We start from the raw sequence: 24,687 nt of genomic DNA on the forward strand, positions 1-24,687 counted from the left end.
CTAAACATTGAAAGGAATGCCGCATGGCAATAAAAATAACAAAACACTCTTTTATTAATTTAAGTTTAGCCGTAGTCATTTTTGCTATTGGTATTTTAGCTATACGTTATTATAACCATTATGTATCGGCCTATACAGATGTAACAATTAACTCAAGCGTGCTTAATGAGTCGCGCAAAGTGTTTATAAGATTGCCCGCTAATTACAATCCTAAAAAAGCGTATCCGTTAATTATTAAAACCGATGGTAACTTTAATTTAGATACATGGGATAAAGCACTTACAAAACAAACTAAGAGCGAAAAAGGGGATAAGGCTATATTGGTGTCTATTCCTAATTTGTTTTTTACAGATACACGTAATCGCGATTTAGTGCCCCCTTATGCTCGCCAAGATGTAAATACACAAGCGCGTCCAGAGCATGAAACACTTATTGAACCAAATGGTGAAGCCGACAAGTTTTTAGCGTTTATTGAAACTGAGTTACTCCCTTATTTATCAGCAAAATATAAGCTTAGTAATAACCGTGTATTAAGTGGTTTTTCGGCAGGTGGTAGCTTTGTGCTTTATACACTGCATACAAAGCCTGAATTGTTTAATGGCTATTTTGCTTTTAGCCCAGCGGCTTGGTATGACGATATGACCGTAGTTAATAATTTAGAAGCGTTTTTAAGTGCTCAAGATAACAAAGTTAAATCGTCTACTTATTTATATCTTTCGGTGGGTGGGGCAGAGCATCCGTTAATGTTAAAAGCGTTTAGTAATTTAGAGACCGTTTTAACAGCCAACCCTAACAATAACCTTGTGTGGCAAAGTGCTATAAACAAAGGTGCTGAGCATTCAGATAATCCATCAATTAGTGTGGCTAAGGCATTAGCTGGTTATAGTACGTTTATTAAAAAGTAGGTTAGATTGATTTAAAACGTTAACTGTATGCATATACAGTTAACGCTGTTCTGTGTATTTAGAATGCTTAATTAGCTTTATAGTACTTTACTTAGTTTGGTATTATCAACGACTTACAAAATTAAGCTAATTTAAATTATTTTTGTCAGGAAATACGCGAACTGTGTTTATATACAGTACATGACTGTTGAGTTAGAATGCAGTCAGTACCTATGAGCATATACACATCTATTTGTTACTGCTTTTAATCAGCCTTACGTATTTGTGATCAGCAATAAGCAGTGTAAGTACTTTGCAATTTCAATATAGTTTCTACGCTTAAATCAACTTAACATAAATTGGCTGGTGGCTTTACAGCAAAAGAACACATCATACTAAATATTGTTATAATGCTAAACTTAGCAATAGAGTCAAATTAAAAAAAAGTAATCAAAGAGGTAGTCAAAATAATAAAGCCTGCGATAACTACATCCACTAAAAATATAAATGCCGAGTGTGAACTATGAGTGATTAATTAAAGTTTTCCTCGCTCATTGTAATGAGCAGCAAAACGGTAAACGTAAAAAATAGGGGCATCGTGATTGGTGCTATTACAAGTTAAAAAAGCAGATACCAATGCGGCTGTTAATGCATTTGTTAAAATAGTCTTAAACGCTAAGCCAAGCATTCAAAAAAGTATAGAAAAATAAAAAAAGCCCAGTTAAAAAAGTTAAAAGGGCTAAAAGGGTTGTGCTTAGGGAAGTTGTAGTCTTTTTTAAAACTTATATCTAAATCCAAATGCTATACCGTCATCTTCCGACTGCTCCATTTGTGCTTGTTGATCGTCGTTATCGCTTTCAAAGTCGCTAAAGTCTTTACGCGCTTCTACGTAGGCAATAGTGTCTTCATCAATTAAGTAGTGAAGGCCAATAACAGCAAACTGACGCTTAAATACATCGTCTGGGTCGGCGTTAAAGTTTGGCTGAATTACGTAATCATCACCGGCATCAAACATGTTGTAGGCAATAAAAGGGCGAAAATCGTTATCAAAGCGGTAAGATGCAAATGTTTCTATACCGATTACGTCTTTAATTAAGCGACCAATGTTATCTGTGTCGTGATTTTTGTTTTTATTTACGTTCGCAGCAACGTATAGGCCGGGCTTATTAATGTTGCCCCACATAATACCTGCACCATAAATTAAATCTTCAACATTGCGAGTAGAACCATCGCCAAACGTTAAATCAAACTCACCACGGTTAACACCTGCTGTAAGTGTTAGCATGTCAGTTGGGGTATAAGTTACAGACGCACCAAATGTGTAATTAAATTCAACTTCTTGGGCTGCACTATCGCCAGAGTTCCATAGCGCTTCACATTCTTCTTCTGAAATGTCGGTTATGTCACAGGTATAGAATTCGCTGTTTTTAAGCTGCGCTTGTACTGCAAAACTGAAATCGTTATAGCGATTGCGGTACTGCACTAATTTATCTCCACGGCCAGTGCCATTAACAGCGCCATCGTCTTTGTTATAGGTGTAAACACCAGCCGCATTACCATCCCATACAAAGCTATTATTTGTGCCGTAAACCACGTCGTACCATGCACCCCATTGTTTACCAATAGTTAGTTGCCCGTACTTTTCGTGCGAAAGGCCTGCGTAACCTAAACGGTTATACAAAAACTCGTCCTGAATAGACTCAAAACGATTGTTATAAATAATATCGCTGCTGCCGACAGGGTTTACACCCCATTCTACGAGTGCAAGGGCAGTCCAGTCTTTCTTAAGCTTTCGGGTAAATCCAAAGTTGATGCGCGAAGTACCGTTAACAACTTCGGTTTCGTTTTGTGTATTAATTACACGTACATCAAGATATCCACCTACTTCAACAGTGTTTTTATCATCTTTGTATAACTCTACTGCCGAAACAGCGGGTGCGATTACAATACTTGCGCTAATAAGTGTTGCTAATTTTTTGCTCATCTTGTGTGTTGCCCTGTGTAAATTGGTCAGTTTTTTACGTAGGTAAAAATTCAGATTCAAAGGTTAACAAAGCAATAAACAGCTCAAAAGTGAAAAATACTCACTAAAATTAAGCGTTAAACTTAATAGATATTCACTAAAGGTTAATTTTGTTTTTCAAGTGTTGCTGAGGTTTGTTTTTTTAGTTGTTTTGTAGGGAAAAAGGATTGGTAATAAGTGGTGTGTTAAAATTATAATTTGAATTAATTTCATCTTGGTTAAAAAATAGTAACTAGTGCAAAAGCTCTAAAATCGCTTTATTTTCATAAATATAACTTTTTATTCTTATAGGTTGCAGCAAAATGAGTTAAGTAAACACACAAACACGTTAAAAGTGCTTTTACTCTAATCTGTATCCCTATTTCTAACCCCTCATGCCTGTTTATAAAAAATAATTTTTGGATTTTAATTTGCATAAAAATTAACGAAACCATTAAATCTAATCCGTTATTTTAGCTACCAACTAGATAGTCATAATAAATGGCTAAAACGTAGTGGTCTGCCTTTAAACTTTCATAGAAAAACAGGCCATTTTGGTTTAAACTGCGCGCAATTTAAATACATCATTACTCCTTTGGAGGGTAGCGCTATTATTAGTACAGCTAATGTCACCATGCAATTTGGTGCTAAACCATTATTTGAAAATATCTCAGCAAAATTTGGCGATGGTAACCGTTACGGTTTAATCGGTGCAAATGGTTGTGGTAAATCAACATTTATGAAGATTCTAAGTGGTGAGCTCGAAGCGTCTTCAGGTAATGTAAGTACTGATCCAAATGAACGTGTTGCTAAACTAAACCAAGACCAGTTTGCCTACGAAGAATACTCAGTAATTGATACTGTGATCATGGGTCACAAAGAGCTGTGGAAAATAAAACAAGAACGTGACCGTATTTACTCTTTACCAGAAATGAGTGAAGAAGACGGTATGAAAGTAGCCGATCTTGAAACTGAGTTTGCTGAAATGGATGGTTACTCTGCTGAATCTAAAGCAGGCGAGCTTCTGTTAGGCGTAGGTATTGGCACTGACCAACATTTTGGCCCTATGTCAGAAATTGCACCTGGTTTTAAACTTCGCGTGCTACTTGCACAGGTGTTGTTTTCAGACCCAGATATAATGCTACTTGATGAGCCTACCAATAACTTGGATATTTACACCATCAAGTGGTTAGAAGACGTGTTAAACCAACGCGACTGTACCATGATAATCATCTCGCATGACCGTCACTTTTTAAACTCTGTGTGTACTCACATGGCCGATATTGACTACGGTGAGCTACGGATTTACTCAGGTAACTACGACGAATACATGTTTGCAGCAACGCAAGCACGTGAGCAGCTACTTAGCGAAAACGCGAAGAAGAAAAACCAAATTGCTGAACTTCAACAGTTTGTTTCTCGCTTCTCTGCTAACGCATCTAAAGCTAAGCAAGCAACATCGCGCGCTAAACGTATCGACAAAATTCAGTTAGACGAAGTTAAAGCATCTTCACGTCAAACGCCATTTATTCGTTTCGACCAAGAAAAGCAGTTATTCAGAAACGCGCTTGAAATGACAAACCTAACACAAGGTTTTGACGACAATACGTTGTTTTCTGGACTTGAAGGTTTAGTAGAAGTTGGCGAACGTATTGCTATTATTGGTGAAAATGGTGTTGGTAAAACAACATTACTTAATACATTAGCAGGGCGCTTAGCACCTAAAACTGGTGAGTTTAAGTTTTCTGAAAACGCGAATATTGGTTACTACGCGCAAGATCACGCTGATGAGTTTGCAACCGACATGAACTTGTTTCAGTGGATGGAGCAATGGCAACAAGAAGGCGACGACGAGCAAGTGGTTCGTAGCTTCTTAGGCCGTATGTTATTCTCTCAAAACGATATTAAAAAATCAGTTAAAGTAATTTCAGGTGGTGAGCAAGGCCGCATGTTGTTTGGTAAAATTATGATGCATAAACCAAACATATTGCTAATGGATGAGCCAACCAACCACATGGATATGGAATCTATTGAAGCGCTTAACTTAGCCCTTGAAGCTTATGAAGGTACATTGATGTTTGTCTCGCACGACCGTCAGTTTGTATCATCGGTTGCGACCCGTATTTGGGAAATTAAAGACGGTAAAGTTATCGACTTTAGAGGCAACTACGCAGAATACCTAGCGAGTAAAGAAGCTTAATTAGCTATTTACCCGTTAACTCTAAAAAGCCATGTTTAAACATGGCTTTTTTTGTTTTTGTGAGTCGCAATTAAACTTGGTTTGGGTATAATACCCGCCTAAAACCGGACATAAGTCCGCTATTTTTAAAATACATTACTGAGGAGTATTTATGACTGTTGGCATTATTATGGGTTCTAAATCAGATTGGCCAACCATGGAACATGCAGCACTTATGCTAGAGCATTTTGGCATTAAGTACGAAACCAAAGTCGTGTCTGCACACCGCACTCCTCAATTACTTGCTGATTACGCAAGTTCAGCCGCAGAACGTGGTATTAAAGTTATTATTGCTGGCGCTGGCGGCGCTGCGCATTTACCAGGTATGGCAGCTGCTTTTACGTCGCTTCCTGTACTTGGCGTGCCTGTAAAATCAAAAGCATTAAATGGTGTTGATTCACTTTTATCTATTTGCCAAATGCCTAAAGGCGTTGCAGTAGGTACGCTAGCAATTGGTGAGCCGGGCGCAGCAAACGCGGGGTTATTAGCTGCACAAATTTTAGGGTGTCAAAATCCAGAAATTTTTGCAAAAATTGAAGCGTTTCGTAAAGCGCAAACCGACACTATATTAGCTAATCCAAACCCTGCAGAGTAATAATGAATATTTTAATATTAGGTGCAGGGCAACTTGCACGTATGATGAGCCTTGCCGGCGCGCCGCTTAATTTAAACGTTGTGGCGTATGATGTAGGCAGCAAGCAAATTAAGCACCCACTAACAGGCGATGTTTATAGCACGTCGCTTGAGCAAGCTATATCAAACGCTGATGCCATTACTGCCGAGTTTGAGCATATTCCTGATGACGTACTAACACTTTGCTGTAACAGCAATAAGTTTTACCCAGGTAAAGCTGCAATTAAAACCGGTGGCGATCGCTCGCTTGAAAAAGCATTGCTTGATAAAACAAACGTAACTTGTGCGCCGTACCAATTAATTACTGAAAAAGCGCATTTAGAACTTGCCGTTAAAACCCTAGGTAAGCCACTTGTAATTAAAACATGCCAAGCGGGTTACGATGGAAAAGGCCAATGGCGTTTAAAATCGGATGATCAAATAGATGAAATTTGGTCACAAATGGCTGATTTTATTGCATCAGGCACGCAGCTTGCGCCACATACGATAATTGCTGAAAAAATGATCCCGTTTGATCGTGAAGTATCTATTATTGGTGCGCGCGACAAACACGGTAATGTTGCTATTTATCCGCTAACAGAAAACGAGCACACCAATGGTGTATTGACGCTCTCTATTGCCGGTAAAAATAATCAAAATGTTGAAGCTCAAGCAAACAATGCATTTACAAAAATAGCAAACGAGCTTAACTACGTTGGCGTATTGGCTATAGAGTTTTTTGATGTACAAGGCACATTACTCGTTAACGAAATTGCACCGCGCGTACATAACTCTGGCCACTGGACGCAACAAGGTTGCCATTGCTCCCAGTTTGAAAACCACATGCGTGCTGTTGCAGGTTTACCGCTTGGTAATACAGAACTTAAACACGTTACAGCAATGATTAATGTATTAGGACAATCAAGTATACCGAGTGAAATTTTACATATAGCGAATGTTACAAGTCATTGGTACGGAAAAACAGCAAAGCCAGGGCGTAAAATGGGCCATATAAATGTATCGGCTACAAATATAAATGAACTCGCCGATAAGCTTGGCGAACTTTCAGAATACCTACCTGAACAAGAGTACCCTGGTATTTTAAAAGCAGCTGCCAATTTACTACTCAGTGAATAGTTATCATACCTTTATATAAATACCGGCTTAAGCCGGTATTTTTTTGTCATAAAAATGGGCTTTGAATATGTAATACTGTTAAAGTCTAATTTTAAATTTGTGAAGTAAAACAATGAAACTAAAAACAATATCTGGCGTGCTAGCCATTACTGCATTATTTAGCTTAAATACATTTGCATCAGACTCTCTTCGTGTTGCTACTTTTAATGTAAGTATGGATGCAACTAATCACACACCTAAAGGCGAGCAAGTTAAAAGTGATGCCTTAGTTAACTCACTTAAAGCAAACCACCAGCAAATTAAGAACATAGCGGAAATTATTCAGCGTGTTCGCCCTGATATTATTTTACTTAACGAATTTGATTACATCCCAAAAGAGCAAGGCATTGAATACTTTAATCAGTATTATTTAAACGTAAGTCAGCAAAAACAAGCCGCTATTAACTATCCTTACTCTTATATAGCCCCAGTAAATACAGGCCTAGCCACCGAGTTTGATTTAGATAATGATGGCAAAAAAAATGGCGTGATGGGCGATGCACAAGGCTTTGGCTTTTTTGAAGGGCATTATGGTATGGCTATTTTGTCAAAATACCCAATCGATTTTGATAAAGTAAGAACCCTTCAAACTTTTAAATATAAAGACATGCCAAATGCTCAAATGCCTGTAATGCCTAAAACAGGCGAAAACTGGTATAACGCACAAGAATGGCAAGCACTTAGACTAAGCTCTAAATCGTTTTGGGATTTACCTATTAGCGTAAACGATAAAACCATTCATGTTATTGCATCTCACCCAACACCGCCTGTATTTGACGGTGAAGAGGACAGAAACGGCAAGCGTAACCACGATGAAGTAAGGTTAATAGCCGATTACGTTTCAAATGCTAAGTATATTTACGACGATAAAGGCGAAAAAGGCGGTTTAAAAGCTCGCTCTCGTTTTGTTATTTTAGGCGATTTAAACGCAGCCCCTGAAGGCGATAAAGCCCGTACAAATACCACCGACCAATTACTTAAAAACCCATTAATAAATGCTCACTTTGTTCCAAAAAGTGAAGGTGCTAAAGAGCAGTATGATGTGCCTTATGCACAAAATTACAGTGCTAATTGGCAAGCCCGTGTTGATTACGTTTTACCGTCAAACTATGGCTTAAAAATTAAGGACGGTGGGGTGTTTTGGCCAACTAAAACCAGTAATGAATATCGTTTAATTAAAGACAGAAACGCATCAAGCGATCATCGACTGGTGTGGCTTGATTTAGTAATTGAATAACGTCTATTACAATTAGTAAACTGAGCTTTACCCTGTTTAATGGCTATTTATCTTAAATAATTGCAATAACTTGAGTGCTTCTGCTTAAATACGGCCTAATTATAATAACCGTATAGAAGCACTATGATTTTTAATTTTTCTTCATCTAAAACATTAGTGGCCTTAGCCGTTGCCTCAAGTATCATGCTTGCAGGTTGTAGCGCTACCGCTAACACCTCTTCAACACAGCAAAGTGCTTTACCAGCAACCAAGGTTGCTGCGGTTGTAAACACACCAGCAGATATCGGCTCACAAAAAATAACGCTAGAACAAGCAATGGCCGATCCCGATTGGATGGGTAATCAGCCAGAGAGCGCTTATTGGGCAAGCGATTCAGCTACTATTATTTATGCTCAAAAAGAGCAAGGTAATACATTACGCAATTTATTTAGCCAATCTGTTAACAGCCAAACAGCAGAGCAGGTAGCACTTAATAAACTTCATACTGTGGGTTCAAATAAAGCCGTTTATTCTAAAAATAAAACAATGGCGGCCTACACGTTTAAAGGCAATGTATTTGTTAAAAACCTAAAAACAGGTGAACTTAAACAAATTACAGCGACATCAACAAGTGAGTCTAAACCACAATTTTTAAACAATGGTGATTTAGTTTACCGCCAAGGTAATGTGTTTTTTAGAGTTGATTTAAAAACAGGATTAACCAATGAACTTGCTAACTTAAAACTTGCTGATAAGCCTAAAGGGATTGAAGAGCCAAGCACGTATATTGCTAAAGAGCAGCATAAACTGATTAAATTTGTGGCGCTTCAACAAAAAAATAAAAAAGATCAGCAAGCACGCAATGAGCAAATTAATGAACAAAATGATTCAATTACTAACACGGCTTACTACTTAGGTAACGGTAATAAAGTTGCAGAGGCACAGCTTTCGCCAAATGGTGATGCGTTATTAGTCGTAGTTAAAGAAAAAACAGATTGGCGCGCAGATGGCGATATTATGCCAAATTACATCACTAATGATGCAACTATTGAGCCTAAAAAAGCACGCCGCCGTGTTGCAGATGCTAAAGAAGAAACCTCACAGCTTGTCTACATCAATTTAACTAACAAAGAGCAAACATCACTTAGCTTTAATACCTTACCGGGTTTTGATGAAGATGTTTTAGCCGCAGTTAAAAAAGAAAATTATGCACGTGATGGTAAAACATATAAGTCTAAAAAGGCGCCTCGTGGCATTAACCTTATTATGGACTGGGGTTTTGAGCAAAGCCCAATAGTATGGAACGACGACGGCTCACAAGTGGCTGTCATGCTTGAAGCGTGGGACAACAAAGATCGCTGGCTTGCGAACGTTGATTTTGAAAACAACAAACTTGTGTCGCAACACCGCCTACATGACGATGCATGGATTGCTTACGCATTTAACGACTTTGGTTGGTTACATAACTCAAACACGCTTTATTACCTATCGGAAGAGTCGGGTTACAGCCAGCTTTATAAAAAGCCAGTCAATGGTAGTGCAACTGCGCTTACACAAGGCCAATTTGAGGTTTCTAACTTAACGCTTACCAGCGACGACAGCGCAATTTATTACAAAGCGAATGTTGAACACCCAGGCCTGTACGAAATTTACCGTGTTAACCCACAAACAGGTAAGAGTGAGCAAGTTACTGATTTAAATGGCATGACTGACTACACGTTAAGCCCTGATGAAACCAAGTTACTCCTTAAGCACTCTACAATTACGATGCCTAATGAGCTTTATGTAGCAGACGCACAAGCCAACGCAAAAGCAACGCGCTTAACGCACACAGTGTCGGATGAGTTTTTAGCTAAAAAACTAACTGCACCTAAAATTGTTGCCGTGCCATCGAGCCATACTGAACAACCTATATACGCAAAAGTATACTACCCAGCTGATTACGTTGAAGGTGAAGTAGGTAAAAATCGCAAAGCGGTTATTTTTAACCACGGCGCGGGTTACTTGCAAAACTCACATATGGGGTTTTCGGTTTATTTTCGTGAATTTATGTTTCATTCATTGCTCGCTGATGAAGGTTATATAGTAATGGATATGGATTACCGCGCATCTAAAGGTTACGGGCGTGATTGGCGTACTGCGATTTATCGTCAAATGGGCACACCTGAAACACAAGATTTAGCCGATGGCGTTAAATGGATGGCGCAAAATGCCAACGTTGATACCAAAGCAGTCGGTACTTATGGTGGCTCTTATGGCGGCTTTATGACCTTTATGGCATTGTTTACTGCGCCTGAGTTATTTCAATCAGGTGCGGCACTACGCCCTGTTACCGATTGGGCACATTACAACACAGGTTACACGGCTAATATATTAAACCATCCTGATGTTGACCCGATTGCGTATGAGCGCAGCTCGCCAATTTATTACGCTGAGGGTTTAAACAAACGTTTACTCATTAATGCACCAATGGTTGACGATAACGTGTTTTTTCAAGACTCAGTGCGTTTAGTACAGCGCTTAATAGAGCTTGAAAAACAAAACTTTGAAACAGCTATATTTCCTGTTGAACCACATGGTTTTGTACAGCCTTCAAGTTGGTTAGACGAATACCGCCGTATTTATAAGTTATTTAAAGAAACGCTTTAATCTTTACGCTTAAATTATAAAAACAAAAACGCCGCATTGGTTGACTAAACTAATGCGGCGTTTTTATTGGATTAAACAAAATCTAACTTTATTTTTTCTTTTTAAAGAGCTCTATAATCAGTGGTATGGCAAGCAGAGTCCCGCCAATAACACCAATTAAATGTGCATCAATAGCTACAGTTGAGTTAATAAGCTTTCCTATATCAGCATTAGGGCCGCTAAATTGCTCAAACGCTATTTTAATCCATACGCCTATAAATAATAAATACCCCGACTTAAGCCCTACAGTTATATCTTTAACTGCCCCCCAAATAATTACGCCATGCAGCAGAGCACTTAATCCGGTATAAATATGTATGCTTGGGCAAAACCAATACACGCCAAGTCCACACCACAGTGCCAGCGCACTTATATTAACGGCGTAACGAGTAGGTGATGTGTATTCGCCATGCAGTAACCAAATTAATAAAACACCACTGGCATTTAATCCCAAATGAGCCCAATTAGCATGAACAAATTGGCTAGAAAAAATTCGCCACAGTTCGCCTTGATTAATTAGCTCTCGGTTAAATTCAAGTAAATTATTTAAATCAAATGCAGCAAAAATGGTACTAAAAAGCAGCAGAATAATAGGCGGTAATATATAACGAGGTTGAATAGGTAAATTAAGCATTTTATTGTAATTTTTTAGTATAAATTTTTGCATATTGTGCCCGTTTAACTTTAAGATGCCAATTACCTTATCGTTATTAAGTGTTTTTAGACTTTTTATGCATTTTAAACTTAACTCATTATTTGCTATTGGACTGTGCGCAATAACATTGCCTTCTTTTGCACAGCAACCGATAGAAACTCGCGAACCAGAAGCAGCAACGGGCCTTAGTCACAAGCAAGTTGTGGTAGGTGACAAGTACATGGTTGCAGCGGCAAATCCGTATGCTTCAAGAGCCGGTCAACAAATTTTAGCCCAAGGCGGCAGTGCCGTTGACGCTGCAATAGCAACTCAACTAGTGCTTACTTTAGTTGAACCGCAATCCTCTGGTATTGGCGGTGGTACATTTATGATGTATTACAACAAAGCTAACAATAAATTGACTAGTTTTGATGGCCGCGAAACCGCACCTGCAAATGCAGATGAAACGCTGTTTTTAGATAAACACGGTAAAGCCGTTAAATGGATTGAAGCCGTTGTAGGCGGACGCTCTGTTGGTGTACCCGGTATTTTGCATGCCTTTGCAAGTGCGCATAAACAATACGGTATATTGCCATGGGAAGAACTTTTTAAACCCGCTATTGAACTTGCTGAGCAAGGCTTTGTAGTTTCGCCGCGTTTACATGGCTTATTAGCCCGCCAGTTAAACCCCGGTGTAATGAGCATGCCGATAATCAACGAATACTTTTACCCAAATGGTAAACTGATTGAAGCGGGCACAATTAAAAAGAATCAACCGCTTGCAGATTTATACAAAGACATTGCAAAGCAAGGCATTGATGCATTTTACAAAGGCGAAAACGCTAAACAAATGGTTAATGCTGTACAGCGCTCTAAAATTGCCCCAGGCAAATTAAGCGTACAAGACTTAGCAGATTACAAAAGCAAAGAACGCGATGCGGTATGTATACAATACCGTGCCTATAATGTGTGTTCAATGGCTCCACCAAGCAGTGGCGGTGTTGCGGTACTGCAAATGCTAGGCTTACTTGAACATAAAGATATGAGCGCACTTAAGCCAAACGGCGAAAAGGCGATTCATTACTTTAGCCAAGCTTCGCGCATAGCATTTGCCGATCGCGATATGTACATGGGCGATCCCGATTTCACCCAAGTACCTACAAAAGAGCTCCTAAACAAAGATTACATTGCCTCGCGCGCTAAATTAATTACAGAAACAGATCAAAAAGCCATAGCTGGTAATCCTGTAGGGTACTTAAGTTATGCAATGGATGATTCATACGAATTACCTTCTACCTCACACGTATCTGTTGTAGATAGTAAAGGCAATGCAGTTTCGATGACCAGTTCAATTGAAATGGCGTTTGGCTCTACGGTTATGGTTAATGGTTTTATTTTAAATAACCAACTAACTGACTTTTCGCTTTCGCCACGTAAAAACGGCAAGCTTGTAGCAAACCGTGTAGAGGCTGGTAAACGCCCGCGTAGCTCTATGTCACCAGTAATGGTATTTAACAAAGATGGCAGCTTACGTTTAGTTGTGGGTTCTCCTGGTGGTAGTCGCATTATTGATTATGTTGCGCAAGTGGTTGTTGGCGTTATTGACTGGAACTTATCAGCGCAAGACGCTATAAACTTACCACGTACAACAAATCGTAACGATTACACCAGCCTTGAAAAAGGCACAACGCTTGAAGCTATTGCACCTTTGCTTGCTAAACGCGGACACAATGTACGTGTTCTCGATTTGAACTCAGGCTTACATGCCGTTGAAATTAAAAATAACAAATTGTATGGCGGCGCCGATCCGCGCCGTGAAGGTGTTGCATTATCTGATTTAACTGATAATCACGTCACTATCAAATTTTAATTTATGTATAATACACTTGCAGGCAGTGCGGCTTGCAAGTGTTTTTCTCAATGGTCTGACCAACTTAATTGTCATTGCAATTAAACTTCTAACAATGATAATGACAGATCATAACTTAAGACTCCGTTAAAGCTTGGAAATATGACAACAAATACTGATCCTAACTACTTATATATTCATCATTCTGGCCCTGGCCTAATTGAAACGCCGCTATTAAACAAAGGCAGTGCCTTTAGTAAAAAAGAACGCGAAAATTTCAATCTTGCTGGTTTACTTCCTCCACGCTTTGAAACAATTGAAGAGCAAGTGGAGCGTTGTTATCAGCAGTATTCTAGCTTTACCGAAAATTTGAATAAGCACATTTACCTGCGTGCAATCCAAGATAACAACGAAACACTGTACTACCGTTTAGTGCGTGACCATCTTGAAGAGATGATGCCTATTATTTACACGCCTACAGTTGGCGACGCTTGTGAAAAGTTTTCAGACATTTATCGCAGTGCACGTGGCTTATTTATTTCGTACGAAGACCGTTTTCAAATTGATGACATTTTACGCAACGCTACCAAAGGTAAAGTAAAAGTTATTGTTGTTACCGATGGCGAACGTATTTTAGGCCTAGGCGATCAGGGTATTGGTGGCATGGGTATCCCAATTGGTAAATTGTCACTTTACACAGCGTGTGGTGGTATAAGCCCAGCATACACATTACCTGTAATGCTTGATGTAGGTACTAATAACGAAAAGCTTTTGAACGATCCTATGTATATGGGCGCACGCCATAAGCGTATTGCTCAAGACGAATACGATGAGTTTTTAGATTTATTCATTAAAGCGGTTAAACGTCGCTGGCCAAATGTATTGCTGCAGTTTGAGGATTTTGCACAGCCAAATGCAATGCCATTACTTAAGCGCTACCGCAATGAAATTTGTAGCTTTAATGATGATATTCAAGGTACGGCGGCTGTAACGGTTGGTTCTTTACTTGCTGCGTGTCGCGTTAAAAATTCAACACTGAGCCAGCAAAAAGTGGTATTTGTTGGTGCTGGTTCTGCTGGTTGTGGTATTGCTGAGCAAATTATTAGCCAAATGGTTTTTGAAGGCATTACAGAAGCACAAGCGCGTAGCCAAGTATTTATGGTTGACCGTTTTGGTTTGCTTAGTGAAGGTATGGAAGGCTTACGCGACTTCCAACAAGCACTTGCACAACCTAAAGGCTCGTTAAGTGATTGGACTTACAGCGGTGAATACGCATCACTTCTTGATGTGATGCACTGTGCAGAACCTGATATTTTAATTGGTGTTTCAGGCCAACCAGGTTTATTTACCGAGCAGGTAATTCGTGCAATGCACGCAGGTTGTGAGCAACCTATTATTTTCCCATTAAGTAACCCATCTAAGCAGGTAGAAGCATACCCAGAAGATGTAATTAAATGGACAGATGGTAAAGCGCTTGTTGCAACCGGTAGCCCATTTGCACCCGTTGAGTACAATGGCGAAACGTTCCCAATTCCACAATGTAACAACAGTTATATATTCCCAGGTATTGGCTTAGGGGTTATTGCCGCTAAAGCAACGCGTATTACGGATGCAATGTTAAGTGTGTCTAGTGAAATGCTTGCAGAGTCGTCGCCGCGTGCCAATACAGGTAAAGGTAGTTTGTTACCTGCGCTTACTGAAATTGAAACGCTAAGTAAACGTATTGCATTTGCTATTGCTAAAAAAGCGATTGAAGAAGGTGTTGCACTTGAGATCACTGATGATGCTTTATGGGCCGCAATAGACAAAAATTACTGGTTACCAAAATACCGTAACTATAAGCGTTGTAGTGTTTAATTAGGTTTATACATAATTAAAAATAAATAACGTTGTAGGCACAGTTACAATGCTTAACAAAAAACAGGCAAATGCCTGTTTTTTTTGTGCTTGTTCATATTTAATTAACCGCGTACGGTGTTTACTGGGTTTAACAAAATTAAAGGATCGACTTAATGAAAACTCTTACCCTTGTTTTAGGTAGCGCGCTGGCTTTAAATGTACTTAGCTTTGATGCACTTGCTGCAGCTACTCCCGATGCCCCTCATATTTACGTAAAGGGCGAAGCCACTCTTACCACAATGCCGGATTACGTACAGCTTAGTGTAGGTATTACCGAAGTTGATAAGGACTTAATTGCAGCTAAAAATAAAACCGATTTAACCATCGCTAAAGCAATTAAGCTCGTAAAAGAAGTAGGGGTTAGAGAAGGTGATATAAATGCTGGGCAAATTTCAATAAACCGTGATAGTCAATATAACCGCACAACCGGTAATCAAGACTTTAAAGGCTTCAAAGTTTCTCGCACATTAACAGTAAAACTCAGCGATATAAACAAATACCCAGAGTTACTACAAAGCTTAGTTAACAACGGAATTAACGAAATTAACCAAACGCAATTTTTAGCAAGTAACTACAACGAACTACATAAAAAAGCGCAAAAATTAGCAATAAAAGATGCACGCGATGCAGCAAAAGAGTTTAGTGAAGATTATGGCGTTGATTTAAAAGGTTTGTATAGCGCATCACTAAGTCCACTCAATGTGCAATCACAGCCTTATATGCGTGCAGAAAAAGTAATGATGGCTGATAGCGCACCAAGTAATTATGTACCTGATGCCTACCATGCTGGAGAGATTAAAGTAACAGCCTCAAGCTACGCTGTTTACTACATAGATTAAACTTTATTTTTGGTGGTGCTCAAAACGTGCCACCAACTTCTCACCTTGCTCTTCGCTAATGCGGGCAATTGCATTGAGCATATTAGTTATTTCTCTCCTGTCGTATTCATTTGTGACATGTTCATTGATGTCATCAACAATCGCATTTAAATAATTAAACAAGCTGTTTCGTGCATCAGTATCTTTGTGTGCAATAAACAAAATGTTTTTAAACGCCTCAAGCACGTTCGTCATTACATATGCATCGCCTTTGGCGTAATTACGAAGCGGTGTAAAGTTGTCGTGTAATAACTCATCAAAGCTTGTTTCATGAAGGTATAACAATGGGGCATTGTCACTGTGCTTAAACGAGTAGTTAATATCGTTAATTGAAAGCCTTTGAATAAGTAAAATACTCAGCATATCAATTGATTTAACCGCAGTACCTGGATCGTTTATGCCTGGGCTCATTGCTTTAACCGCAATTTCTGATATTTGCGTTAAACCGTAACGGTAATGATCGCTAATGTATTCTTCTATATAAAAAATAAAGCAGTCGAGAATTTTATTTATCAGCGCTTCATCGTTTGCTATATCTTTATTACATTTTAAAAACGGGTAACCTTTAACTGTAAAATAACCTTGGTTAACAGAGATATATACCTTTATATCTTGCTCTGCCAAAATGGCGCAGAGCTTATCTGTATGTACGCCTTTGTAATATCCTTCCGTTTTACTGACAACAGAGTGCCACTTGCTAAAGTCTGGAAAGTCTTCAACTGGGTGATCTGATTGCCTTTGTATTATTGTTTTAATTTCGTTTTTAGTTTGGCTAAATAAGCCATTTAACACATTATCAACCTGAATAGCACGAGAGATTGAATGTATAAAAAATACAAATAAACCTAATGAAATCAAGCCAAAAATAAGTGCGAACAACACACCAATTGAAGGAATTGCCGTACTGCCACCATCAAGCTTATTAATATTTATAAGCATAATAATTGAGTAAATTATGCTGCCTAAATAAAACCCCAAAACCATTTGGTGTGATTTACGCGTAATAAGCCCTGGCACTACGCGGGGCGATAAACTCGCACTGGCCGAATTTAAAACCACCATTACCATCGAAAAACTAAACACGGTAAGCGAAATAATGCTGCCTGCTAAAGTGCTTAAAATAGTCCGCGCGTTTTCTGCGCTATCTACAAGTACAACCGATATAAACGATTTTAGCTGCTCAACAGGTGCTAAATATTCAACCGACATAGTTATAATGGCAAATACTAAAAAGCCCACTGAAAGCATAGAAGGGTAAAAGCCAATACTGTTAATCATTTCACGGTAACTGTCGGCTACTTTGCGAGGTACAAACATAAAATCCTTATGTAATTTTCTACTTACTTAATACCCTTAGCTTAGCATAGGCATTTATTAAACTTCTGATAATGCTGCTCAAATTTATATGTTATTATCACGCCCACAATAATAAAGCGCATGCTTATGCGATAAAATAACAGGAAAACGCCATGATCATTTCAACTTATGCTGCATTACTTGCATTGTTTTACATTTATTTGAGCTTTAACGTAATAAAAGTGCGCCGCGCGGAGCAGATATCACTTGGTGATAACGGTAATGCAACGCTACAACGTGCTGTACGTGCCCACGCAAATTTTATGGAATACGTGCCATTTGCTTTAATTTTGCTTTTTTTAGCAGAGTACCAAGGGCTTGCTAGCCATTACTGCCATATATTAGGTGGTGCGTTATTAGTAGGGCGTGTGTTTCAAAATTTAGGTATAGTAGAAAAAAGCCTTAAATATCGCCAAATTGGTACTATTACTACATTTTTAGTCATGATTATCAGCGCCTTTGTGTTACTAGTAACACGCGGCTAATTAAAGAAAAGTTAATGAGCAAAATATTTATAATAGGTTTACCACGTACCGGCACAACTAGTGTGTGCCATGCTTTTTTAGAGCTTGGCATTACAACAGCGCATACCGCGTATACTAATGCTTGCTTTGAAAATGCCAGCGCAATTGCCGACACTCCCATATTTAACGATTTTAAAGCGCTTGATATTCATTACCCAGACTCTAAGTTTATTTATTTAGAGCGCGAACTTGATGCATGGCTTGCATCAATAAAGCAGCTTTTAACGCGTATGCACACTAATTTAACGCGCGGCGACGGGGGCTTTAATATTCATATAAAACGCTGTTATTTAAACACATTTAGTGAGCTTTCGCTTAATAATATTAGCGACGATAGTTACTTAACTCACTGCTATAAAACACATTTTAATGACGCTCAAACGTACTTTAATAACCGCGACAACGATTTTTTATCCATTGATATAGCAAAACCAGAAAGCTACAAAAAGTTATGCAACTTTTTAGCATTAAAAAGTGATAAAACTGATTTTGAAAAAATGAATATGGGCGGCAAAGTCACCGCATGGAACGATATTAAACACCCGTTAAAAGTTGAATCTACGGCTAAAGGGCGCATAGATAAATTACTGCCTTACAAGATTTTTTAAATCAAATACGTTAAAATCCCCGCATTATTATTTAAGTTGTACAGAACATGTTTGAATTAAAATATCACACCCCATTTGAATGGACCGAAGTTGTCCTTGCTGACTTTAATACTTTTTTACAAGATCACGCCGCTGCAGAAAAAAAAGCATCGGGTATGGCTATGTCTATGCTTTCGCATTACCCAGACAAACGTAAATTAGTAAAAGCTATGACCGACTTAGCGCTAGAAGAATTAATACATTTTAAACAAGTACTTAAATTACTTTTAGAGCGTGATGTAAACTTAGGCGATGACAAAAAAGATCCGTATATAAAACAAATTCGTGCACTGTTTAGACATGGTCGTGATGGTTTTTTAATGGACCGATTACTGGTTGGCGGTGTAATTGAAGCAAGAGGGCACGAGCGTTTTTCTTTAGTTGCACAAGCACTTCCTGAGGGTAAAGAAAAAGACTTTTATGTTGCTATCGCTAAATCAGAAGAAAAGCATAAAAATCTTTTTGTTGAACTTGCTTACGAGTACTTCGAAAAAGAGGAAGTGGATATACGTCTAGAAGAATTGCTTATAGCTGAAGCAAAAATCTGTGAAAGCATCCCGTTCACGGCAGCACTGCATTAAAACTATCTTAGTTAAACTGTAAAACATAGATAATCAAGTCTGTGTTTTACTTCCTATACAGTAAAACACCCGCCTTTCTGAACCTCACGGATAACAGCTTAATAAAATTAATTTTGCATCGCAATTTGCTAATCACAATTAAAAATCTTATTGAGCAGTAAATAAGTTACTAATTTTAAACATAAATTACTTGGGCCAATAATTGCTTTATATAAAGAACAGTGGTTATATATTATTAAGTAAATTCTTCAAGCTGCCGATATATACCTACATAGTAAGTAATTAATTTTATATAAGTTACAAACTCAAAAAATACTAGGAGTAAATTATCAATGTCATCAGAAAGTAATGTTAAAGAGTTTGTAAAACCAAAGCCAGCTAATAAAGCGATGCCGAATAACATTTCCTCCATAACACAAAGCCAAAATAAACTTATCAATGTATTGTTGGTAGATGACGATCTTTTAATTGAGATTGTTATAAAAAAAATGCTTGAAGATGAATGTTTTAACGTTGATTTTGCTTCAAGTGCGGCAGAAGCACTTATTATGGTTTCACAAAATAATTATGACATTATTTTAATGGATATAATTATGCCTGAATTTACGGGCACAGATGCGATGCTAAAAATAAGAAAGCACATTGATAAAACCACAACAAAAATTATTGCACATACTTTTAGTGAAAATAAATATATTAATTTAGGTTTTGATGGCCAATTATTAAAACCAGTTAAAAAAAATGTGCTTATTGAAAATATTAAATCCTTATTGGACTGATTTATAAAAAACAGTAGGGCGGTAAACTATTTTTTATTTATAGTTTACTAAAAATGAAATTGTAATTTTAAAGCACTAATATTTATTTAGTGCTTTTGTGTATATGAACCTTTAATTTAAATTTGTAAAAACTATTTAATAAAATAATTCCTTCACATTATTCCTTCAAAATATTACAAACTACGCTTTTGTAATTGTTGCATGTATACGAGCAAACGTTTCACACTTCTTAAAGCGGTTTGATAATCACAATTATCAAACTCTATAATAATAAAAACAAATAAACTTATTTAGCCTAAAGCCCATGTATCGCAAGGGTTTAACTTTTAAAACATTAAGATTTTTTAATAACTAATAAATACTCATCTTGGGACGGAATTTGCTTTATAAGGTTATATTCAAATTTTATAGTTTACTAAACATTATAATTTTTAAAGTTAACGAGGCAAAATTATGAACAAGACACAGTACGTTACAGTAGAAGGTCATCAAATTGCTTATCAAGAAATGGGACAAGGAACACCTTTATTATTGATACACGGTATTCCGACTAATAAATTTTTATGGCGAAATGTGATGCCAAAACTTGCATCAAAATACCGGGTAATAGCACCAGATTTACTTAACTTTGGTGAATCAGATATGCCAAGTAACACTGATGTATCTATAAATGCGCAATGTAGAATAATGTGTAAGTTTATAGAAGAGCTCGGTATTTCTAAAGTTAATATTGCTGCACATGATATTGGTGGTGGTGTTGCTCAATTAATGGCTGTAAATCATCCGGAAAAAGTAAACGGGTTGGTTTTAATTGATAGCGTGTGTTTTGATTCTTGGCCAATACCAGAATTTGAACCTTTGCTAGAACCAGGTGTAGAAGAAAAAACAACGGTAGCCGAATTTGTGGATACATTAAGAGATTTCATGCCCAAAGGTGTTTACGACTCGAGCGTAATGACTGAAGAGTTGATGAAAATATACTTAGCACCATGGAGTAATGAAAAAGGAAAAGCCGCTTTATTTAGTAACATGCGTAGGCTCAATAAAGAATATACCGAAGCTATTACAGGCGATCTTAAAAGCTTACCTCATGAAACACTCATAATATGGGGTAAAGAAGACAAGTTTCAAAAGCCAAAGTATGCACCAATGTTAGAAGAAGCAATTCCAAATTCATCATTGATTTGGATAGATAAAGCCGCTCATTGGGTTATTGATGAACATCCAGATAAATTGTCTGAGCTTATTAGTGAATTTATGAATGATAAAACATTCTAGTAAATTAGTAGGATAATTTAAAAACCATTATTTTCAATAACTTAGATTCAATTAGGTAAAGTAGCTATTAGGTAATCATTGTTTATACCGCTTGATAATATTAATAACCAAGCGGTATTTTTATATGTTCAAGAAGCTAATACCGTAAATGGGTAAGGCACTAACCATTAAGATAAGTAGGTTAATGCTTATAAAACAGTCAAAATATAGCGCTTATACGTTAATTAATGAGGGTGAGTAACTTAGTTATATACTTACTTACCTTATTTAACATAATATAAATTATAGGTAGTTAATGTATACATAGAAAGAGCGCTTAAATGCGCCCTTACTATGTCCAATACTAGACGGTATCGGACATTAAAATACAGATACTTTATTTCTCAATTTGTTTAATCAATACTTAATAAACGCTCAGCTGTATATTCGTTAGTGATTAATCCACTGATCATGTTTGACCTTACTGCGCCCAAAATGGCTAACACTTTTTCTTCACCAGCAGCTATCGCATAAATCTGTTTGTTAGCATTTGTTTTTAATGGCGTACTTGCTACACGCTGATTAACTGTGCAATCTAAAAGCTTACCGTTTTTATCAAACACCCAACTAATCATTTCACCAACAGCACCAAGATCTTGTAACTCTTTAAGTTCTTGCGCATCAATAAAACCATCTATATGTAATGGCGACTTTTCACCTAAGCTACCAATACCCACAAATGTTACATCGGCATCTTTAGCGAGTTTTAAATTACCGGTAATATTTTGTTGTGCATGTAACTGTTCTTTTTCTTCAATGCTTCTGGGTAAAACTGGCAATGGCATTGGGTAATGTTTTGCATTGGTGTGTTCGGCCATTCTTACTACAACATCATAAGGTGAAGCCGATCCATCCAAAGCCATATTACCTAGCATTGCTACAATTTTATGTTGCGGACAATCAACAGTTCTTAGCTCATCTACACATGAACGTAAAACTCGACCTGTTCCCATAGCAAGTACTTTGGGTTGTTCTGATTTTAAATGACGTTCTATTTCAGCCGCGCCAGCTTGAGCCAAACCTAATGTAGATGATGGTTCAGACGGATCACTCGGTACAACTTCACACGAATCTAACCCAAAACGGCTTTTTAATTTTTCGGCCAAATCCATACATTTGGCAATCGGGTGGTCAAGTCTAACTTTAATTAATCCTTGGCTCACAGATAATGCGACCATTCTTTGTGCAGATTGACGAGATATATTTAGCTTTTTAGCAATTTCATCTTGTGTGTTACCGCCAACATAATATAACCACCCTGCTCTGGCTGCATCATCTAGCTTTCTAATTTCTGTATTTGATAGCTTTACCACGTAAACCTCTTAAAATAGAAGGAAAACTAAGTCCTTATTTTCATTACATAATTTCAATTATATGTGCTGCTATATAAATTATTTTATTAATTTTGGAGTATCTATTTATTAATAACGTTTTTGTTATTTATAGTTGTAAATATACCATTCCTTAATAAAAAATACCTAGGTTTCATAGGATTATGTAATTAGAATTTAGTTAATAGCACCCTTATAAAGGTGCTATTTAAGGTAATTAAAGATTGGCTCTAGCGAATTGTTAAACCGTTATTATCAAACTTTAATACTTTATCAGCCGGTGCGCTTAGGTAAATACTGTCGCCATATTTTAACGGACAATCACCATCTGCTTTTACTGTTACGGTCCCTTTGCCTTCAATATTTATATGTAAAAAGCTCTCCGATCCTAAATGCTCAATTACACCGACAGTACCAGCCCACGTTCCTTGCTCAGTAGAGAGTGTTATATGCTCTGGTCGTATACCAATACAACTAACATTCGCATCTTCATTTTGTGGAGCATCTATAAAGTTCATTTTTGGAGAGCCAATAAAACCAGCTACAAATTTGTTTACTGGGTTTTTATAAAGCTCTAAAGGTGTGCCTACCTGTTCAATAATACCGGCATTAAATACCGCGATTCTATCTGCCATTGTCATAGCTTCAACCTGATCGTGCGTAACATAAATCATTGTTGTAGCTAAACTTTTATGTAATTCAGATATTTCTAAACGCATATTTACACGTAGTGACGCATCAAGGTTTGAAAGCGGTTCATCAAATAAAAATGCCGAAGGCTGACGAACAATTGCGCGCCCTATCGCTACACGCTGGCGCTGACCACCCGATAATTGCCCAGGCTTTCGGTCTAAATAATCGGTCAAATTAAGAATTTTAGCGGCGTTAGCAATTTTACTTTCGATTTCTGCTGGGCTAACTTTGGCTCTTTTTAAAGGGAAAGCAATATTGTTACGCACTGTCATATGCGGATACAACGCGTAGGATTGAAACACCATTGCTAAGCCTCTTTTTGCAGGCGGTGTTTTTGTAGCGTCAATGCCATCAATTTCTATATTACCACTGGTGGTATCTTCAAGCCCTGCGATCATACGAAGTAATGTTGATTTACCACAGCCCGACGGACCAACAAAAACGATGAACTCACCGTCTTTTATTTCTAGATCGAGTGGTTTAATTACGTTTACTTCATCAAAGTTTTTAGTGACTTGTTTTAGTGTGATGCTGCCCATGTGTATTCTCCTATTTTACTGCGCCGAAACTTAATCCACGCACTAATTGTTTTTGACTAAACCAACCAAGTATTAAAATTGGCACAATGGCCATGGCAGATGCTGCCGATAACTTAGCGTAAAATAACCCCTCAGGGCTTGAGTAACTGGCAATAAATGCCGTTAAAGGTGCAGCATTCGCAGCGGTTAAAATAAGTGTCCAAAATGCTTCGTTCCACGACAAAATTACATTTAACAATAGCGTTGAGGCTATACCCGGTAAGGCTATTGGTAATAGAACATGGAATATTTCTTCACCAATTGTTGCGCCATCCATACGTGAAGCTTCAAGTATTTCGTTTGGTATTTCTCTAAAGTAGGTGTACAGCATCCATACCATTATTGGTAAGTTAATGAGTGTCATTACAATCACTAAACCTAATTTTGTATCGAGTAGCGCAAAGTCTCGAAACAATAAATAAATCGGAATAAGTACCCCTACTGGCGGTAACATTTTGGTTGAAAGCATCCACATTAATAAATGCTTTGTTTTTTTAGTTTGTACAAAAGCCATAGACCAAGCTGCAGGTACAGCAATTAATAAACCCAGCAAACTTGAACCTAACGATATAACCACAGAGTTCCAAAAATGGTTAAAGTATGGCGAACGTGACAGTACATCGCGGTAATTTTCGAGCGTCCAATCAAACGCATATAAGCTTGGGCTTGCTGAAATTGCTTCAGCTTCCGTCTTAAAGCTGGTGATTAACGTCCATAAAATTGGAAAGAAAATCATGCCGCTTATTGTCCATGCAGCAATGGTATAAATTAGTTTGGAACGACGGCTATCTTTTATAGTCATAA

20 protein-coding genes are annotated in these 24,687 nt (G+C 37.7%); 14 read left to right on the plus strand and 6 right to left on the minus strand.

What is annotated here, in order from left to right:
• The first annotated feature begins 23 nt into the window (after positions 1–23).
• The gene (locus D172_RS08690) at positions 24–905 is read left to right on the plus strand and encodes an alpha/beta hydrolase (protein ID WP_007377172.1); all 882 of its coding nucleotides are present in this window, start codon (positions 24–26) and stop codon (positions 903–905) included.
• 754 nt (positions 906–1,659) lie between these two features.
• Here D172_RS08690 and D172_RS08695 read toward each other — a convergent pair.
• Positions 1,660–2,868 (minus strand): porin, encoded by a 1,209-nt coding sequence (locus D172_RS08695; protein WP_007377169.1) that lies wholly within the window; start codon positions 2,866–2,868, stop codon positions 1,660–1,662.
• 628 nt (positions 2,869–3,496) lie between these two features.
• On the opposite strand from D172_RS08695, the gene D172_RS08700 reads away from it, so the two are divergent.
• The 5 genes from D172_RS08700 to D172_RS08720 all read left to right on the plus strand — a co-directional run bounded on the left by D172_RS08700 (position 3,497) and on the right by D172_RS08720 (position 10,778).
• Positions 3,497–5,086 carry an ABC-F family ATPase gene (locus D172_RS08700; protein WP_083503352.1) on the plus strand — a complete coding sequence of 530 codons (1,590 nt, stop codon included), beginning with the start codon at positions 3,497–3,499 and terminating at the stop codon, positions 5,084–5,086.
• A 151-nt stretch (positions 5,087–5,237) separates the two neighbouring features.
• Positions 5,238–5,720, plus strand: a complete 483-nt coding sequence (gene purE, locus D172_RS08705; protein ID WP_002962540.1) for a 5-(carboxyamino)imidazole ribonucleotide mutase — start codon at positions 5,238–5,240, stop codon at positions 5,718–5,720.
• Positions 5,721–5,722: 2 nt separating this feature from the next.
• Positions 5,723–6,874: a 5-(carboxyamino)imidazole ribonucleotide synthase gene (locus D172_RS08710; protein ID WP_007377167.1), complete on the plus strand. Its 1,152-nt coding sequence runs from the start codon at positions 5,723–5,725 to the stop codon at positions 6,872–6,874.
• A gap of 112 nt (positions 6,875–6,986) precedes the next feature.
• Complete coding sequence (locus D172_RS08715; RefSeq protein ID WP_007377166.1) at positions 6,987–8,150, plus strand: endonuclease/exonuclease/phosphatase family protein; 1,164 nt, start codon at positions 6,987–6,989, stop codon at positions 8,148–8,150.
• 123 nt (positions 8,151–8,273) lie between these two features.
• Positions 8,274–10,778, plus strand: coding sequence for a S9 family peptidase (locus D172_RS08720; RefSeq protein ID WP_007377165.1), 2,505 nt, complete (start codon positions 8,274–8,276; stop codon positions 10,776–10,778).
• 88 nt (positions 10,779–10,866) lie between these two features.
• Here D172_RS08720 and rrtA read toward each other — a convergent pair whose 3' ends face one another.
• Complete coding sequence (gene rrtA / locus D172_RS08725; RefSeq protein WP_007377164.1) at positions 10,867–11,484, minus strand: rhombosortase; 618 nt, start codon at positions 11,482–11,484, stop codon at positions 10,867–10,869.
• A gap of 64 nt (positions 11,485–11,548) precedes the next feature.
• On the opposite strand from rrtA, the gene ggt reads away from it, so the two are divergent.
• The 3 genes from ggt to D172_RS08740 all read left to right on the plus strand — a co-directional run bounded on the left by ggt (position 11,549) and on the right by D172_RS08740 (position 16,038).
• Entirely contained in the window at positions 11,549–13,321 is a 1,773-nt protein-coding gene (ggt, locus tag D172_RS08730; RefSeq protein ID WP_033023692.1) for a gamma-glutamyltransferase, read from the plus strand.
• Positions 13,322–13,462: 141 nt separating this feature from the next.
• The gene (locus D172_RS08735) at positions 13,463–15,157 is read left to right on the plus strand and encodes an NAD-dependent malic enzyme (protein WP_007377162.1); all 1,695 of its coding nucleotides are present in this window, start codon (positions 13,463–13,465) and stop codon (positions 15,155–15,157) included.
• Between the two features lie 155 nt (positions 15,158–15,312).
• On the plus strand, positions 15,313–16,038 hold the full coding sequence (locus D172_RS08740) for an SIMPL domain-containing protein (RefSeq protein WP_007377161.1): 726 nt from the start codon (positions 15,313–15,315) through the stop codon (positions 16,036–16,038).
• A gap of 3 nt (positions 16,039–16,041) precedes the next feature.
• On the opposite strand, the gene D172_RS08745 is transcribed toward D172_RS08740, so the two are convergent.
• Positions 16,042–17,394, minus strand: a complete 1,353-nt coding sequence (locus D172_RS08745) for a DUF2254 domain-containing protein (RefSeq protein WP_007377160.1) — start codon at positions 17,392–17,394, stop codon at positions 16,042–16,044.
• Positions 17,395–17,546: 152 nt separating this feature from the next.
• Here D172_RS08745 and D172_RS08750 point away from each other — a divergent pair, with 152 nt between their 5' ends.
• The 5 genes from D172_RS08750 (at position 17,547) to D172_RS08770 (ending at position 21,242) form a co-directional block, all read left to right on the plus strand.
• A complete protein-coding gene (locus D172_RS08750) occupies positions 17,547–17,918 on the plus strand; it encodes an MAPEG family protein (RefSeq protein WP_007377159.1) in 372 nt (123 codons plus the stop codon).
• A gap of 14 nt (positions 17,919–17,932) precedes the next feature.
• Positions 17,933–18,565, plus strand: coding sequence for a sulfotransferase (locus D172_RS08755; RefSeq protein WP_007377158.1), 633 nt, complete (start codon positions 17,933–17,935; stop codon positions 18,563–18,565).
• A gap of 47 nt (positions 18,566–18,612) precedes the next feature.
• Positions 18,613–19,185, plus strand: a complete 573-nt coding sequence (locus tag D172_RS08760) for a tRNA-(ms[2]io[6]A)-hydroxylase (protein WP_007377157.1) — start codon at positions 18,613–18,615, stop codon at positions 19,183–19,185.
• Positions 19,186–19,517: 332 nt separating this feature from the next.
• A complete protein-coding gene (locus D172_RS08765) occupies positions 19,518–19,964 on the plus strand; it encodes a response regulator (protein WP_007377156.1) in 447 nt (148 codons plus the stop codon).
• A 453-nt stretch (positions 19,965–20,417) separates the two neighbouring features.
• Positions 20,418–21,242, plus strand: a complete 825-nt coding sequence (locus tag D172_RS08770) for an alpha/beta fold hydrolase (protein ID WP_007377155.1) — start codon at positions 20,418–20,420, stop codon at positions 21,240–21,242.
• 392 nt (positions 21,243–21,634) lie between these two features.
• On the opposite strand, the gene D172_RS08775 is transcribed toward D172_RS08770, so the two are convergent.
• From D172_RS08775 to D172_RS08785, 3 genes are all read right to left on the minus strand, one after another.
• A complete protein-coding gene (locus D172_RS08775; protein WP_002960874.1) occupies positions 21,635–22,594 on the minus strand; it encodes a sugar-binding transcriptional regulator in 960 nt (319 codons plus the stop codon).
• A gap of 248 nt (positions 22,595–22,842) precedes the next feature.
• Positions 22,843–23,844: an ABC transporter ATP-binding protein gene (locus D172_RS08780; RefSeq protein WP_007377154.1), complete on the minus strand. Its 1,002-nt coding sequence runs from the start codon at positions 23,842–23,844 to the stop codon at positions 22,843–22,845.
• Between the two features lie 10 nt (positions 23,845–23,854).
• A complete protein-coding gene (locus tag D172_RS08785) occupies positions 23,855–24,685 on the minus strand; it encodes a carbohydrate ABC transporter permease (RefSeq protein WP_002960878.1) in 831 nt (276 codons plus the stop codon).
• Positions 24,686–24,687: the final 2 nt, after the last annotated feature.

Source organism: Pseudoalteromonas sp. Bsw20308 (assembly GCF_000310105.2).
Classification (GTDB): Bacteria; Pseudomonadota; Gammaproteobacteria; order Enterobacterales; family Alteromonadaceae; genus Pseudoalteromonas; species Pseudoalteromonas fuliginea.

Excerpts from the sequence above, each read along its gene's own strand:
- D172_RS08760 (WP_007377157.1), top strand. The coding sequence starts at position 18,613 with ATGTTTGAATTAAAATATCACACCCCATTTGAATGGACCGAAGTTGTC.
- D172_RS08720 (WP_007377165.1), top strand. The coding sequence starts at position 8,274 with ATGATTTTTAATTTTTCTTCATCTAAAACATTAGTGGCCTTAGCCGTT.
- D172_RS08690 (WP_007377172.1), top strand. The coding sequence starts at position 24 with ATGGCAATAAAAATAACAAAACACTCTTTTATTAATTTAAGTTTAGCC.
- D172_RS08750 (WP_007377159.1), top strand. The coding sequence starts at position 17,547 with ATGATCATTTCAACTTATGCTGCATTACTTGCATTGTTTTACATTTAT.
- D172_RS08765 (WP_007377156.1), top strand. The coding sequence starts at position 19,518 with ATGTCATCAGAAAGTAATGTTAAAGAGTTTGTAAAACCAAAGCCAGCT.
- D172_RS08715 (WP_007377166.1), top strand. The coding sequence starts at position 6,987 with ATGAAACTAAAAACAATATCTGGCGTGCTAGCCATTACTGCATTATTT.
- D172_RS08745 (WP_007377160.1), bottom strand. The coding sequence starts at position 17,394 with ATGTTTGTACCTCGCAAAGTAGCCGACAGTTACCGTGAAATGATTAAC.
- D172_RS08695 (WP_007377169.1), bottom strand. The coding sequence starts at position 2,868 with ATGAGCAAAAAATTAGCAACACTTATTAGCGCAAGTATTGTAATCGCA.
- D172_RS08755 (WP_007377158.1), top strand. The coding sequence starts at position 17,933 with ATGAGCAAAATATTTATAATAGGTTTACCACGTACCGGCACAACTAGT.
- D172_RS08735 (WP_007377162.1), top strand. The coding sequence starts at position 13,463 with ATGACAACAAATACTGATCCTAACTACTTATATATTCATCATTCTGGC.
- D172_RS08770 (WP_007377155.1), top strand. The coding sequence starts at position 20,418 with ATGAACAAGACACAGTACGTTACAGTAGAAGGTCATCAAATTGCTTAT.
- purE (WP_002962540.1), top strand. The coding sequence starts at position 5,238 with ATGACTGTTGGCATTATTATGGGTTCTAAATCAGATTGGCCAACCATG.
- D172_RS08710 (WP_007377167.1), top strand. The coding sequence starts at position 5,723 with ATGAATATTTTAATATTAGGTGCAGGGCAACTTGCACGTATGATGAGC.
- ggt (WP_033023692.1), top strand. The coding sequence starts at position 11,549 with ATGCATTTTAAACTTAACTCATTATTTGCTATTGGACTGTGCGCAATA.
- D172_RS08785 (WP_002960878.1), bottom strand. The coding sequence starts at position 24,685 with ATGACTATAAAAGATAGCCGTCGTTCCAAACTAATTTATACCATTGCT.
- rrtA (WP_007377164.1), bottom strand. The coding sequence starts at position 11,484 with ATGCAAAAATTTATACTAAAAAATTACAATAAAATGCTTAATTTACCT.
- D172_RS08780 (WP_007377154.1), bottom strand. The coding sequence starts at position 23,844 with ATGGGCAGCATCACACTAAAACAAGTCACTAAAAACTTTGATGAAGTA.
- D172_RS08740 (WP_007377161.1), top strand. The coding sequence starts at position 15,313 with ATGAAAACTCTTACCCTTGTTTTAGGTAGCGCGCTGGCTTTAAATGTA.